8 protein-coding genes are annotated in these 12,899 nt (G+C 57.7%); all 8 read left to right on the top strand.

Annotated elements, in window-relative coordinates:
* Window positions 1-366 precede the first annotated feature (366 nt).
* The 8 genes from pyrB to IRZ31_RS15455 all read left to right on the top strand — a co-directional run bounded on the left by pyrB (window position 367) and on the right by IRZ31_RS15455 (window position 12,483).
* The gene (gene pyrB, locus IRZ31_RS15420) at window positions 367-1,356 is read left to right on the top strand and encodes an aspartate carbamoyltransferase (RefSeq protein WP_297155197.1); all 990 of its coding nucleotides are present in this window, start codon (window positions 367-369) and stop codon (window positions 1,354-1,356) included.
* A gap of 34 nt (window positions 1,357-1,390) precedes the next feature.
* On the top strand, window positions 1,391-2,533 hold the full coding sequence (gene carA / locus IRZ31_RS15425; RefSeq protein WP_297155200.1) for a glutamine-hydrolyzing carbamoyl-phosphate synthase small subunit: 1,143 nt from the start codon (window positions 1,391-1,393) through the stop codon (window positions 2,531-2,533).
* A complete protein-coding gene (gene carB, locus IRZ31_RS15430) occupies window positions 2,530-5,718 on the top strand; it encodes a carbamoyl-phosphate synthase (glutamine-hydrolyzing) large subunit (RefSeq protein ID WP_297155202.1) in 3,189 nt (1,062 codons plus the stop codon). The genes carA and carB overlap by 4 nt, the downstream gene beginning before the upstream one ends.
* An 11-nt stretch (window positions 5,719-5,729) precedes the next feature.
* A complete protein-coding gene (locus IRZ31_RS15435) occupies window positions 5,730-7,088 on the top strand; it encodes a dihydroorotase family protein (protein WP_297155204.1) in 1,359 nt (452 codons plus the stop codon).
* Window positions 7,089-7,528: 440 nt separating this feature from the next.
* Window positions 7,529-9,865 carry a serine/threonine-protein kinase gene (locus IRZ31_RS15440; protein WP_297155206.1) on the top strand — a complete coding sequence of 779 codons (2,337 nt, stop codon included), beginning with the start codon at window positions 7,529-7,531 and terminating at the stop codon, window positions 9,863-9,865.
* 11 nt (window positions 9,866-9,876) lie between these two features.
* The gene (locus IRZ31_RS15445; protein WP_297155208.1) at window positions 9,877-10,014 is read left to right on the top strand and encodes a hypothetical protein; all 138 of its coding nucleotides are present in this window, start codon (window positions 9,877-9,879) and stop codon (window positions 10,012-10,014) included.
* 264 nt (window positions 10,015-10,278) lie between these two features.
* Window positions 10,279-12,000, top strand: coding sequence for a hypothetical protein (locus IRZ31_RS15450; RefSeq protein ID WP_297155210.1), 1,722 nt, complete (start codon window positions 10,279-10,281; stop codon window positions 11,998-12,000).
* Window positions 12,001-12,087: 87 nt separating this feature from the next.
* Window positions 12,088-12,483, top strand: coding sequence for a hypothetical protein (locus IRZ31_RS15455; protein WP_297155212.1), 396 nt, complete (start codon window positions 12,088-12,090; stop codon window positions 12,481-12,483).
* The last annotated feature ends 416 nt before the right edge of the window (window positions 12,484-12,899 follow it).

Here is a 12,899-nt window from a genome sequence, read left to right on the forward strand (position 1 = left end):
TGTATAAATATATGACGATTTGAAATGGGTTTGCTCGGCAAGTTTGTAGACAAAGGGTCTGGCTCCATCATGTCTTTGATTGACTTACAGTTGCTTGCGATCCATCCCTTCCCGCTGGGACTGAAAGCATTCTACAGGTGGGGTGGACCCGGTGTCTTGCCTGAGGAAGAAGATTTTTTCCTCACCCCTGGAAACAGGGGTGGGGAATTTTTTTATAGCCTCAGCCGGGGCAGGCCGCATCTCGTGAGCAAACAAGGAGGAAGCTTTCGCTCGCTCCGTTTCACCGTTCCCAGCTGAGAGAAATGGAGCACTGACAAGCGTATGACCAGTCAACAGGTTGTGCTGAAAGGCTAGCTGGAGGACAGCATGAATCAAGTGATTACGCATCCGCCTGGCTCACTTGAGCTGATCAGCGGAGATTTCAAGGGGAAAGATATCCTTTCTCTTGATCAATTTTCAGCTGCCGATCTCTATAGAGTCTTCGCGTTAGCGCGCGAGATGAAAGAGTTGGTCCTTGCGAGTGAGCCTTCTCAACTGCTTGCTGGTCAACTCATAGCCCTGTTGTTCTATGAACCCTCCAGCCGGACCTTCGGCTCTTTTGCAGCTGCGGTCAAGCGGCTTGGCGGGCAGACGCTTGATATCCAGAATCCAGAGGTTGTCAGCTCGGTCTGGAAGGGGGAGTCGTTTGAGGACACGATTAGCGTCTTCGGGGCCTATACGCAGGCGATTGTCCTGCGTCATCCGCTGCCGGGCGCGGCCCAACGGGCGGCGGAGGTGGCCAACGTGCCAGTGATTAATGCCGGCGATGGCAACAATGAGCACCCCACCCAGACGCTACTCGACCTCTTCACCATCTACGAGCATTTTGGGCGTCTTGATCATCTAAAGGGCCTGCTGGCCGGTGATCCGCTCAACAGCCGTACCCTGCACTCGCTCATCCGTGGCCTGGCCCTCTTTGAGGGCAATACCGTCTATCTCCTGTCGCCCGAAGCGCTGCGTCTTGCGCGTGGAGATCTGCTCGCGCTGAGGACCCGCGGCATTGATATCGTGGAGATCCACAGTGAGCGAGAAATTCCTACTGACTGTCATTTCTGGTATTGGACACGTATTCAGAAAGAACGTCTCTCATCTCTCGATGAATATCAAAAACTGGCTGCTGCTTCGTTCCAGGTGACACCGGCGTTACTGGCTGAGCGTGCCAATCGCGAGATGATTCTGATGGACCCCTTGCCGCGTGTTGGGACGATCGATCCCGCCGTCGATAGCGATGAGCGCGCGGTCTATCTGCGTTCCCAGATCAGAAACGGTTTGTACACCCGCATGGCCTTGCTGGCGTTGATTCTGGGGAAAGCGTAGTGTTGTTGAAAGGACTTCCTGGATGCAGCAGAACATGGTAGATCGGACATTTCTGGTTGAGGAGAACCTCGCTGATCTCTCTCGTTTTGCACTGGATACCGGTGCCCGCCGCGGGAAGCTAGTGCTGGAGGATGGCACGACCTTTGAGGGCACTTCCTTCGGCTATGAGGCTTCCACCGCCGGTGAAGTCGTGTTTTGCACGGGGATGGTTGGCTATCCAGAGGCGATGACCGACGCCTCCTACGGGGGGCAGATTCTGGCCATGACCTACCCCCTGATTGGCAACTACGGGGTGCCGCAGTCGGCGCACTGGGAAAGTGAGCGCATTCATATCGCCGGACTGATCGTCTCCGACTATATAGATACACCCTCGCACGCCCAGAGCATCATGAGCCTGCGCTCCTGGCTGCAACAGCAGCAGGTGCCGGCCCTGGAAATCAAAGATACCCGTCTACTGACGCGGCATATCCGTACGCATGGGACGATGCTGGGCAAGATCGTTCTCGACGATGAGGAGCTGCCCTTCTACGATCCGAACCGCGACAACCTGGTAGCGCGCGTCTCATGCCGGCAGGTTGAGCGTCTGGGCGAGGGCGATCTGACCATTGCCTTGATCGATTGTGGCACCAAGCACAATATTATGCGCTCGCTGCTGAGACGCAATGTGCGCCTCATCCGCGTCCCCTGGGACTATGACCTCTTTGCCCCAGCCAGTACCTTTGATTTCGACGGCATCGTGATCTCCAATGGGCCTGGCAATCCAAAGACGGTGCAAAAGACGATCCAGACTATTCAGATCGCGCTGGAGCGAGCTGTTCCGATGTTGGGCATCTGCCTGGGCCATCAGCTCTTGGCCCTGGCCGCCGGCGGCGATACCTATAAGATGAAGTTCGGGCATCGGAGCCAGAATCAGCCATGTCTGCTGAATGATAGCAAGCGCTGCTTTATCACCACTCAGAATCACGGTTTTGCAGTTGGAACCTTGCCACCAGGATTTGCTCCCTGGTTTATTAATGGGAACGATGGTACCAACGAAGGTATGATCCATCACGAGCTTCCCTTCTTCTCTGTGCAGTTCCATCCAGAGGCAACGCCCGGTCCGATGGATACTGATTGGATCTTTGATCACTTCCTCGCTCGCGTTCGCATCGAAAAGGAGGCTCGCGGCTTACAATGAAAAAATTGCACAAGGTGCTGGTCCTGGGCGCCGGGGCACTCAAAATTGGGCAGGCCGGAGAGTTTGACTACTCCGGCTCCCAGGCCCTCAAAGCGCTGCGCGAAGAGGGAATCTCAACGGTGCTGGTCAACCCCAACATTGCGACCATTCAAACCTCCAAAGAGCTGGCCGACCAGATCTATTTTCTGCCGGTCACACCCTTCTTTGTAGAGCGCATCATCGAGAAGGAGCGCCCCGATGGTATCCTCCTCTCTTTTGGAGGGCAGACGGCTCTCAACTGCGGTGTCGAACTCTTCAAGAGCGGTGTCCTGGAGAAGTATCAGGTCGAGATTCTGGGCACGCCCGTCACGGCCATTATTCTGACAGAAGATCGCCAGGAATTCGCTGAACACCTGCATAAAATCAATATCCCAACGCCCGTTAGTAAAAGTGCAGAATCGCTGGAAGAGGCGCAAGAGATTGCCCAAACCATCGGCTTCCCGGTCATGCTGCGAGCCGGCTTTGCCCTGGGGGGCCAGGGGTCAGGTATTGCCCACAATATGGAAGAGTTGCGGCGCATCGTGACTAGTGCTCTGGCCTTCTCCCCGCAGGTGCTGGTTGAGCAATATCTGCACCACTATAAAGAAGTTGAGTATGAAGTTGTCCGTGATGCCTATGACAATTGCATCACGGTCTGTAACATGGAGAACATGGACCCGCTGGGTATTCACACCGGCGAGTCAGTAGTGCTAGCCCCCAGCCAGACGCTCACCAATAGCGAGTACCATACGCTGCGTTCGGCGGCGATTGCCATTGTGAGGAGCCTGGGCATCGTTGGGGAGTGCAATGTCCAGTTTGCCCTCAATCCGCGCACGTCCGAGTACTACGTCATTGAGGTCAACGCACGCCTCTCGCGCAGCTCGGCTCTGGCCAGCAAAGCGACCGGCTATCCGCTGGCCTATGTCGCTGCCAAGCTGGCCCTGGGCTATGCGCTCCCCGAGCTGACCAATAAGGTTACGGGTGTGACACAGGCCTGCTTTGAGCCGAGCCTGGACTATGTGGTGGTCAAGATCCCTCGCTGGGACCTGGATAAGTTTAAGGGCGCCGACCAGACCATCGGTACCAGCATGAAGTCCGTTGGCGAGGTGATGGGTATTGGGCGCACCTTTGAAGAGGCTTATCAGAAGGCCATCCGCATGCTGGATCTCGGGCTTGAGGGGGCGACCTCAAAGCGGGTCTTTCTGGGAGAGGAGAGCGAGGCCGCGATTATCGATAAGTATCTCTATACACCCACTCCCAAGCGCATTTTCGCTCTTCCTGTGGCGATGCGCAACGGCTTCTCAATCGAGAAGATCAGCGATATTACAGGCATCGATCCCTGGTTCTTGTACCGCATTCAACGCATTGTAAAGCTGGAGGAGGAACTTGAGCGCGATCGCGAGCTGACCGCAGCTCGTCTGCTGCTCTTGAAGCAGGCGGGCCTGTCCGATAAGCGCATTGGCGAACTGGCTGGCAAGACGGAGCTGGAGATCCGGGCGCTGCGCCAGCGCTACGGGGTCCTGCCCTCGGTTTTTCAGATTGATACCCTGGCGGGCGAGTTCCCGTCGGACACAAACTATCTGTATATGACCTATAATGGGCAGCATCACGACGTCGAGCCGCTGGGCCAGGAAGGCGTGGTAGTGCTTGGCTCCGGCCCCTATCGCATTGGCTCCTCCGTAGAATTTGACTGGAGCAGCGTCAACACGGTGCAGGCCCTCAAGAAGTACGACAAGCGCTCCATCGTCATCAACTGCAATCCTGAGACGGTCTCCACCGATTACGACATGTCGGATCGTCTCTACTTTGAAGAGCTAACCTTTGAGCGCATCGCCGACATCTGCGACTTTGAGGACCCTTATGGGGTCATTGTCTCAGTAGGTGGCCAGACTCCCAATAACCGGGTCAAGGCGCTGCATGACTACGGTATTCCCATCCTGGGCACCTCTGCCGAGCACATCGACCAGGCCGAGAATCGCTCGAAATTCTCGCAATTGCTGGATGAGCTGGGCATTCGTCAGCCAGCCTGGGATACCTTCGAGACCATCGAAGATATCCTCAGCTTCGCCGAGCGCGTTGGCTATCCAGTCCTGGTACGTCCTTCTTATGTGCTCTCTGGCAGCGCCATGAATGTCTGCTACACTCCTGAGCAACTGGAGCGCTACACCAGGTATGCGGCTGCTGTCTCACCCGACCATCCGGTAACCGTCACCAAGTTCTTCCAGAAAGTCAAGGAAGTCGAGCTGGATGCCGTCGCCCAACGAGGTGAGGTCAAAGCCTTTGTGATCTCGGAGCATGTGGAAAACGCTGGAGTGCACTCCGGCGATGCAACGATCGTGCTGCCTCCCCAGACCATTAATGCTGAAACACTGCGGCGCATCGAAGAAGCAGGGCGAGCCATTGCACGCGCACTGGAGATCACTGGACCGTTCAACGTCCAGTTCCTGGCCAAGGATAACCAGGTCTACGTAATCGAAGCCAACCTACGTGCCTCGCGGACCTTCCCCTTCATCTCGAAGGTCACAGGCATCAATCTGATCCAGTTGTTTGTCGATGCGCTCTTCCAAAAGGAGATCGCGCCCGTCACCATGCCCTCTCTGACCTTTACAGCGGTGAAGGCGCCACAGTTCTCCTTCTCGCGTCTCACAGGCGCCGATCCCTTACTGCGAGTTGAGATGGCCTCGACGGGTGAGGTGGCCTGCTTCGGCGAAGACCTGGAAGAGGCCTATCTCAAAGCGGTGATCGCTACCGGTGGGCATGTTCCTCAGAAGGGCATCTTCATCAGCATCGGCAGCGAAGAGAAGAAGCAGAAGTTTCTGGAGACGGCCAGGTTGCTGGCTTCTCTGGGGCTGCCGCTCTATGCCACCGAGAAAACCTGCGCTTTCCTGCATCAGCATGGGATCGAGGCGGAGATGCTCTTCAAGATTCACGAGCAGAGGGAGCCAAATGTTCTATCTTACTTCCGAGAGCGCAGAATTGATCTCGCCATCAATGTGGTTGACAACTATGTGATGAAGGAAGTTGATGATAATTATACAATACGCCGTGCGGCAGTCGATTATAACATTCCCCTGCTGACCAAGGTGAAGCAGGTGCGTCTGCTCGCGCGGGCCATCGTCAACAAGGATCTGCGGACGATCCCCATTAAGGCCTGGAATGAGTACTGAGGAGCTGTGCTATGCCGACAACCCTCATGGGCGCGCTCGTACTGCCCGATCGCGTTATCAACGGAACGATCACCGTGGTCGATGGGAGAATCGCGCGCATAGAAGAAGGCTTCTCCGGCCAAGCTGGAGAGACCTTTGATTTCCGGGGGAAATACCTGCTGCCCGGCTTAATCGAAGTGCATGGCCACATGCGTGAGCCGGGGCTGGAGTACAAAGAGGATATCGCTCATGGGACGCGGGCGGGCCTGGCTGGGGGCTATACCACGATCCTGGATATGCCTAACACCAGGCCGCCGACTACGACTGCGGCCCGGGTTGACGAGCAGATCCAGCGGTATACAGCGCGCTCCTACTGCGACTTTGCCATCAATATGGGGGTCTCGCGCGAGGAGATCGACGAACTAAGGGCGGTCAATCCCGCTAAGATCACCGGAGTCAAGATTTTTGCTGCCGGTCACCAGAGCGCGCCGACGACCATTCCGCGTCTGAGTGACCTCGCTCGCATCTTTGCCATTCTGGGCGAGCGGGGCCTGATGGCCATCGTCCATGCCGAAAATCAGGAGCTGATCGATTACTTTCTCCATCAGTACCGTGATATTGCAGGCCGGCACGATCCCGCGGCCTGGGGAGAGGTGCGCAACCTCTCCGTGGTGCTGACCTCAGTCCTGGAAATGATCTCGCTGGCCAGGTACTTCGGTGTGAAGCTCTACCTGCTGCATCTCTCGACACCCGAGGAGTTAGCAGCGGTCGCCTTTGGCCGCCAGATTGGGGTGGAGGTCTATGGTGAGGTCACAACGGCCCATCTGGCCTTAAGCAGCGCCGATTATGCCCACTATGGCAACCTGATCAACATTGCCCCGGCCCTGCGCTCGCCGGAGGCGCAGGAGCAGCTCTGGCAGCTTCTGCGCGCGGGAAGGATTGACACGGTAGTGACCGATCATGCACCCCATACGCTGGCCGAGAAGCAGAAGGCCAGTGTATGGGAAGTAGCCTCGGGGATGCCCGGGCTGCAGGAGGCGGTTCCCGTCCTGGTAAGCAACTGGGTCAAGCGTTTTGGGAGAGAGACGCTGGAAGAGGGGTTGATCCGTATCGCTCAGGTCACCTCGGGTAATATCGCGCGCATCTTTGGCTTTGGGCAGAAAGGAACCCTGGCCGTCGGTAAGGATGCTGATATTGTGGTGATTGATACTGAGCAACCCTGGAAGGTGAGGAAGGAAGACCTCTATACCAAAAATCAATGGTCGGTCTACGAGGGCCTGGAACTGATCGGGCGCCCGGTAGCGACCTTTTTGCGTGGTCAACTCGTCTACCGCGATGGCCAGATTATTGGTGAACCCCAGGGCCAGCTGCTGAGGCGCACCGCTCTCTGATGAGATCCTGGCAAAGTGCCAGCGCAGACCCGCTGAGCAGGCTCTCCTTCGCCTCAAAAGGAGGAGGGCCTGCTCTCTTTCTATGAGAGCACTCTGCTGGTGAGGACCCTTGAAGTGGGGAAGTGGAGCCTTCCCCATCTCTGGGAAGTCGTTGGGAGCGCAAGGCGGCCCAAGAGAATGCGGTGGATTGTGGCCAGAGGGGGCTTCATTCTGGTCGCTGGTGGCAAAGGGCCATTACCCACAACCATTACTTTGGTCATGCCTGCCAGGCGGATTCATTGTCAGAGCTGTGTAAATTAACTAAGATGTACAAGCGAAAAAATATTTCACGATACACTGTGGTGTACCCCCCCCGACGTGCCTGCGCGCTGAAGACTGGGTTGCACGTCGTTGCCGAAGAACAATCGCGGCTGGGCGATTGAAACAAAAGAGGATGTTGCATGAATCCTGAAGCTTTGATTGGAATGAAGCTGGGGACCTGCACGCTCCAGCGCTTGATCGGGCAGGGTGGTATGGGCGCGGTATTCCTGGCGCAGCAATCGCGACCGCGTCGTCAGGTGGCTGTGAAGGTGCTCTTCCCGATGGCCTCGCTGACACCTCATCAGCTGGCAGCCTTTCTGGAGCGCTTCCGGCGCGAGACGGATGCCGCCGCCTCTCTGGAGCATCCCAATATTATGCCGGTCTACGAGTATGGGGAGCAGCAAGGCCTGGCCTACCTGGTCATGCCCTATATCAGCGGGGGGACACTGCGCGATGAGATGGAGCGTGAAGGGGCAATGGCCCTGCCCAAGGTGCTCAACTATCTTGAGCAGCTGGCCGCTGCCCTTGATTTTGCCCATGAGCGGGGCGTCATTCACCGCGATGTCAAACCGGCCAATATCTTGAAGACGCTCGATGGCCGCTTGCTGCTGACCGATTTCGGTCTGGTCAAGATTATCTCTGAGGATCGGGCGAGTCAGGTGCGTTTGACTGGGCCTGGGGCGCCGGTGGGCACGCCCGATTATATGTCTCCCGAGCAGGTGCTGGGACAGCCGGTCGATGGGCGGGCCGATCTCTACTCGCTCGGGGTTATTCTCTATCAGATGGTGACCGGCGTGGCGCCCTTCCGAGGCGAGGCCCCGATGCAGATCGCCGCCCAGCATCTGCAGACTCCGCCCACGTCACCGCGTGTTTTTCGCCCTGATCTTCCTGTGGCTGCGGAGCAGGTGATCCTGCGCGCGCTCGCAAAAAATCCGGCTGATCGCTACTTCAGTGGTCAGGAGATGGCTCTGGCCTTTCGTCTGGCCCTGACTTCCGCTGGCATCAATGTCGATACCGGTCAGAATCCCGCCATTGCGGCGCTTGGCCTCTCGGGTAAGTTCGCTGTGCCTGGCAGCGCCGGTGGACTGCTTGACCCGCGCTGGAGAACGGCCAGTGCCCCCCATCCTGCCGTCAATATGGCTTCCGTGCCGCAGGCGCAGGCCGCCCAGGCGGCTCCTCTCATGCATGGTGCACCCGCTGGCGATCTGCCGGCGACGGCGACGGCCTTCCCTGCTCCTTCGCTGAAGCTGCCCGCGGCTGAGCCTCCTCGACCCACAGCGAAGCTCCCAGCGGTCAGCAGCGCCAGTCGCCGCGGTGGCCTACTCTCGCGCACTGGGATGTTCCCTCGCGTGGGCGCCGGGGTGATGCCGGAAAGCGCGACTGGTCAGGTCGGCCCGGTCACCAATGAACAGCCTGCTGTGCTCTGGTCGACTGAAGAGCAGCAGCCCAATTTCACCGATCCCCTGCCTTCTGTGGCCGCGCCTGCGGGTGATCAGGAAATCCAGCCGCTTGCGCCCGCCGTGTCGACGACGGGGGCGCTCGCTCCGGTGGCTCAGCAAACAGCCACCTCGCCTCTGGTCAAATTGACCGGTCCAGTCAAGGTGGTCAAGGTCCCTGTGGCTGGCCAGCCAGGTCGCTATGTCACCGGCCTGTTACCTCTGACTGCTCCCGGTACGGGGCAGACGAAAGGCGCCTCCGGGGGCGAACGTCGCCGGGCGCGCATGGTAGTGACCTTGATTGTGGCTGCGCTCATCCTGGTAGTCGGCTCCGGCCTCTTGCTGTTGGGCCATCTGCATACCGGCCAGAAAATGGGACCCCAGGGAACGGCAACCCCAGCGCTGCAATCAACAGCCTCGCCGATGGCAACCGCGGCCAACGCCAGCGATGTGCTCTTCTCTGATCCGCTGTCGCAGAATGTGCATGATTGGCCGACGACGCCGGCGGATACCTACGCCTTTAAGGATGGCGCTTATCATATCACGAACCATAGCCAGAAAGGGATTGCCGTTGTCCTTCAGTCTGCGCCTTTTACAGGACCAATGGGGTATAGCCTGACCATGCAGGAGGTTAAGGGCGACGACACCAATGTCAACAATTCGTTCGGCCTGATTCTGCGCTTTAGTCAGCAGACACGCGGTGGCAAAACGGTGACAACCTTCTACAGCTTCGAGGTCCAGAACATCAAAGGCGGTGAGTACCGCTTCTATAAGTATGATGATAGTCGCGGCCCCAATAACGCCTGGGGTACACCGATCTGGCGCAAGAAGTTTGGCAGCGAGTTCCACCAGGGGCAGGGACCCAAGAACGTCAATACCTTGAAGGTCTTTGCTAATGGCTCTAGCTTTACCTTCATTGTCAATGGCAAAGTAGTGGGCCAAACTAAGGATAACTCGCTCCCTTCGGGTACCGTGGGCATGCTGGTAAATCTGAACGGGACGGAGGTCGCTTTTAAGGATCTGCTGATTACGCGCAATTGACAGAGGAGGCGATGGACGCTGAAGCGCTGCGTGGGATGATCCTGGAAACGGGCACCCTGCGAGCCGGCTTCGTCGGAGAGGGAGAGGGCCGTTGGTGGAGCGGAACAGAGTTGTTGGTCGTTGGTCGTGGCAGGCAGGCAGGTAGGTAGGTCGAGAGTGGTGGTGAAGGTGCTCTTTCTTCCTCTGGCCTTTCTTGCTCCCGCGCTGCTTCCGGCGTTCCGGCGTTCCTGGAAGGCTTCCGGCAGGATAGATACATAGCCAGAACGCACGGGGCCGCTGCCTTTCATTACAGGCTGCCTTGAGCCTGGAGCTGCTGGCGGCGGCGCTGGCTTTCCCTGGAACGGGTGACCGCCTTCCGCCAGACGTTGACGTAGCTAGCAGGCACTTTGTCACGAGAGGGAGGACAGCAGGGGATGCATCCATCTCAGAGTCCAGATCAATCACGCCCACGACGGAGTCTCTTTGATCCTATCTGGCAGCAGCAAAGCGCGCAGAATGCCGCGGACTCGTCAGCGGCTAATGCCGCCACAAACGCGTCTCCCCAGCACGGACTTGGGGAGGAGGCGGCTGCAGGTAACGCTCTGCCCGGCGGAGGAGAGTCTGCTGCTGGCCCGGGGACACTCGGCTCTCGTCCGGTGCGCAAGCTTGGTTTGCTGAGCGCTGCTCGCCTCCAGGCCGAGACTAACATGCCGACCGGCCCGGCGGCAGGTGAGATGCAGGTGACCCAGATGCCTTTCCCTGGCGAAGGGCAACTGTTGCAAACACCAATGCCTGTGGCCAATATGGGGTCTCCATCTCCATTTGCTTCTGCTACCTTCTCCTCACCCTCTGCTGGCGCAGGCACTATGGCGGATGCGAGTGCTGAGGCGTCAACGATGGCCCTGAATCAAAGCGCTCTCTTCCAGAATCGGCAGATAACTGATGCTTCCACCTTTGGCGAGGGTCCACAGGCGCCGCTCGCTCAGCAGGGAGTCTCTCAGAGAACCTCGGCGGCTGGCACGGATGCGACCGAGGTCCAGTTGCCTTTTCCCGCGCCGGCCCCAACCTCCTTTACGGGCTTCTCTCCTAATGTCACACGCGTTCTGGCCCCGTTCACTGGCCCGCTTCCAGGCACCACAGGCACCCTTCCCAGAACAACAACTGGTGCCCTAGGCCCCTCTCCTTTTGTCGAGGCTGGGGGCAGTAAGAATACAGCAGCCCTGACCGGAGCGCTGCGCCTGGTGCAGATTCCTGTTGCTGGCCAGCCGGGACGCTATGTGACCAGCATGTTGCCTGTCTTGACTGAGCCAATGCAGCCACCTCCTGCACAGGGTGACTCGGCCCAGAGGGGTTTCTCGCCAGCGTCGCTCTGGAGAGAGAAGCGGAACCTGCTCATCTTGTTGTGCGTCTTACTCGTAGTGCTCACTGGGTCCGGCTTGCTTATGTTCGCCCGCCTGCATGCCAACCCGGCCCCACAGGCGAGGAAGGGGTCTGTCACTGCGGCGGTGGCGACAGGAACCGCGGCGGTCAAAGGAACCCCGACGCCCACCGTTATCATGGAGGACCCGCTGGAGCAGAATATCCACAACTGGCCAGTGGCCACCACTGGCTCACGCCTCTTTGTCTTCAAGAATGGAGCCTATCACATCATTAACAACGACGACAACAATATGGCCGTGGCTATCTTGCCCGATGCTCCTGGGCCATTGCTGAGCACCTCACTGGCCTATACCCTGACCATGCAGGAGATTAAAGGTGACGACGGCTCGATCAATAACCAGTTTGGCATGATTGTTCGATACAGCCAGCAATCCAAGGGGGGAAAGGTAACAACCCAGTTTTACGCCTTCGAGGTGCGTAACACCAGCGATGGCGAATATCAGTTCTGGAAGTTTAATAGCTCCGCCCCCGAAGATAGTCGCTGGACAAAGATCTGGTCGAAGAGCTTTGGTAAGGAGTACCACCAGGGGCATGGATCAAAGGCCACCAATACCATCAAAATCGTGGCGAGCGGCAAGAACTTTACTTTCTATGTGAACGGCAAGAAGGTGGGAACAGCTCAAGATGGCTCGATTCCTTCTGGCTCTCTGGGGCTGCTTGTGAACCTGAAGGGAACGGAGGTGGCTTTCTCCAATCTGCTCGTGACAACTCCTTGAGCTGATCGTTTTCTGTAACGGGGAACGGTAGTCGTTTTTCCTCATCGAAATCTGCCCACTTGTGGGCCTGTGGCTGGAGGCAGTATTTTGAGAGCGATCTTTGTCTGGCTGACGCTGATTATCACGGCATTTCTCTTCCTGCTCAATCTTGGGCTTCTGATTGTCTTTCGGAAGCGCAAGAAGACAGAGGTACTATCATATATCGGGGCTGGTTTGATTGAACTGGCTGTCTTCTGTGTAGTGCTCCTCTTCCACTTGGGCGTGTTGACCTCTATCCCCTTTCATTTGCCGCCTGGCCTGAGCTTCAATCGCGCAGAGATCGCTGCAGCTCTGGCCCTGGGGATCGGCCTTTTCCCAGCAGCCTATTGGCACCGGGTATCTATGGCTCAGCTGCGCGCTCGCATGGAGCAAGATGCCCGATTGATGAAGATGCGCAGCGACGGGGGCGTGAGGATCAAGACCCCCGAGGAGTGGATGACCTGAGCAGGACGGTGGCTTCCATGCCACCTTTTGCTCTGCCAATCTTGCTCGCCTGAGCGCCTGCCGTCGCTGAGACTCTGAGCGGGCTGCTCTGTTGCTCGCCGATCGCCTGTAACTCAGACCCGCTCCTTGTTGCCAACCACTGCCCTCTCGCGGCGGTTTTCCCCCGCGCCGCAGCCTATGTCAGACTGTCTTCCCAGCCCTACCCAAGACTGATCTGCAGCAAGCTTGCTTTTATATCTCTGCGCTCTCCTTTCCTCCCTGCTTCCTCTATCGCTTTGGATATGGCTGCTCTACCCGCGTTTTTCTATAGCGAATAGCTCGGTTCGTCTTCCAATTGTAGCTGTCCTTGACAAAGGAGGCCCTTGCGTGTTATACAATATAGCAATTAGTTATAATTTTTGGGAGGTAAACGGATG

It is taken from the genome of Thermogemmatispora sp. (genome assembly GCF_019683635.1).
Taxonomy (GTDB): Bacteria; Chloroflexota; Ktedonobacteria; order Ktedonobacterales; family Ktedonobacteraceae; genus Thermogemmatispora.

What these genes read in the sequence shown, in the direction of transcription:
- pyrB (WP_297155197.1), top strand. Translation starts at nt 367, where the DNA reads ATGAATCAAGTGATTACGCATCCGCCTGGCTCACTTGAGCTGATCAGC.
- carA (WP_297155200.1), top strand. Translation starts at nt 1,391, where the DNA reads ATGGTAGATCGGACATTTCTGGTTGAGGAGAACCTCGCTGATCTCTCT.
- carB (WP_297155202.1), top strand. Translation starts at nt 2,530, where the DNA reads ATGAAAAAATTGCACAAGGTGCTGGTCCTGGGCGCCGGGGCACTCAAA.
- IRZ31_RS15435 (WP_297155204.1), top strand. Translation starts at nt 5,730, where the DNA reads ATGCCGACAACCCTCATGGGCGCGCTCGTACTGCCCGATCGCGTTATC.
- IRZ31_RS15440 (WP_297155206.1), top strand. Translation starts at nt 7,529, where the DNA reads ATGAATCCTGAAGCTTTGATTGGAATGAAGCTGGGGACCTGCACGCTC.
- IRZ31_RS15445 (WP_297155208.1), top strand. Translation starts at nt 9,877, where the DNA reads ATGGACGCTGAAGCGCTGCGTGGGATGATCCTGGAAACGGGCACCCTG.
- IRZ31_RS15450 (WP_297155210.1), top strand. Translation starts at nt 10,279, where the DNA reads ATGCATCCATCTCAGAGTCCAGATCAATCACGCCCACGACGGAGTCTC.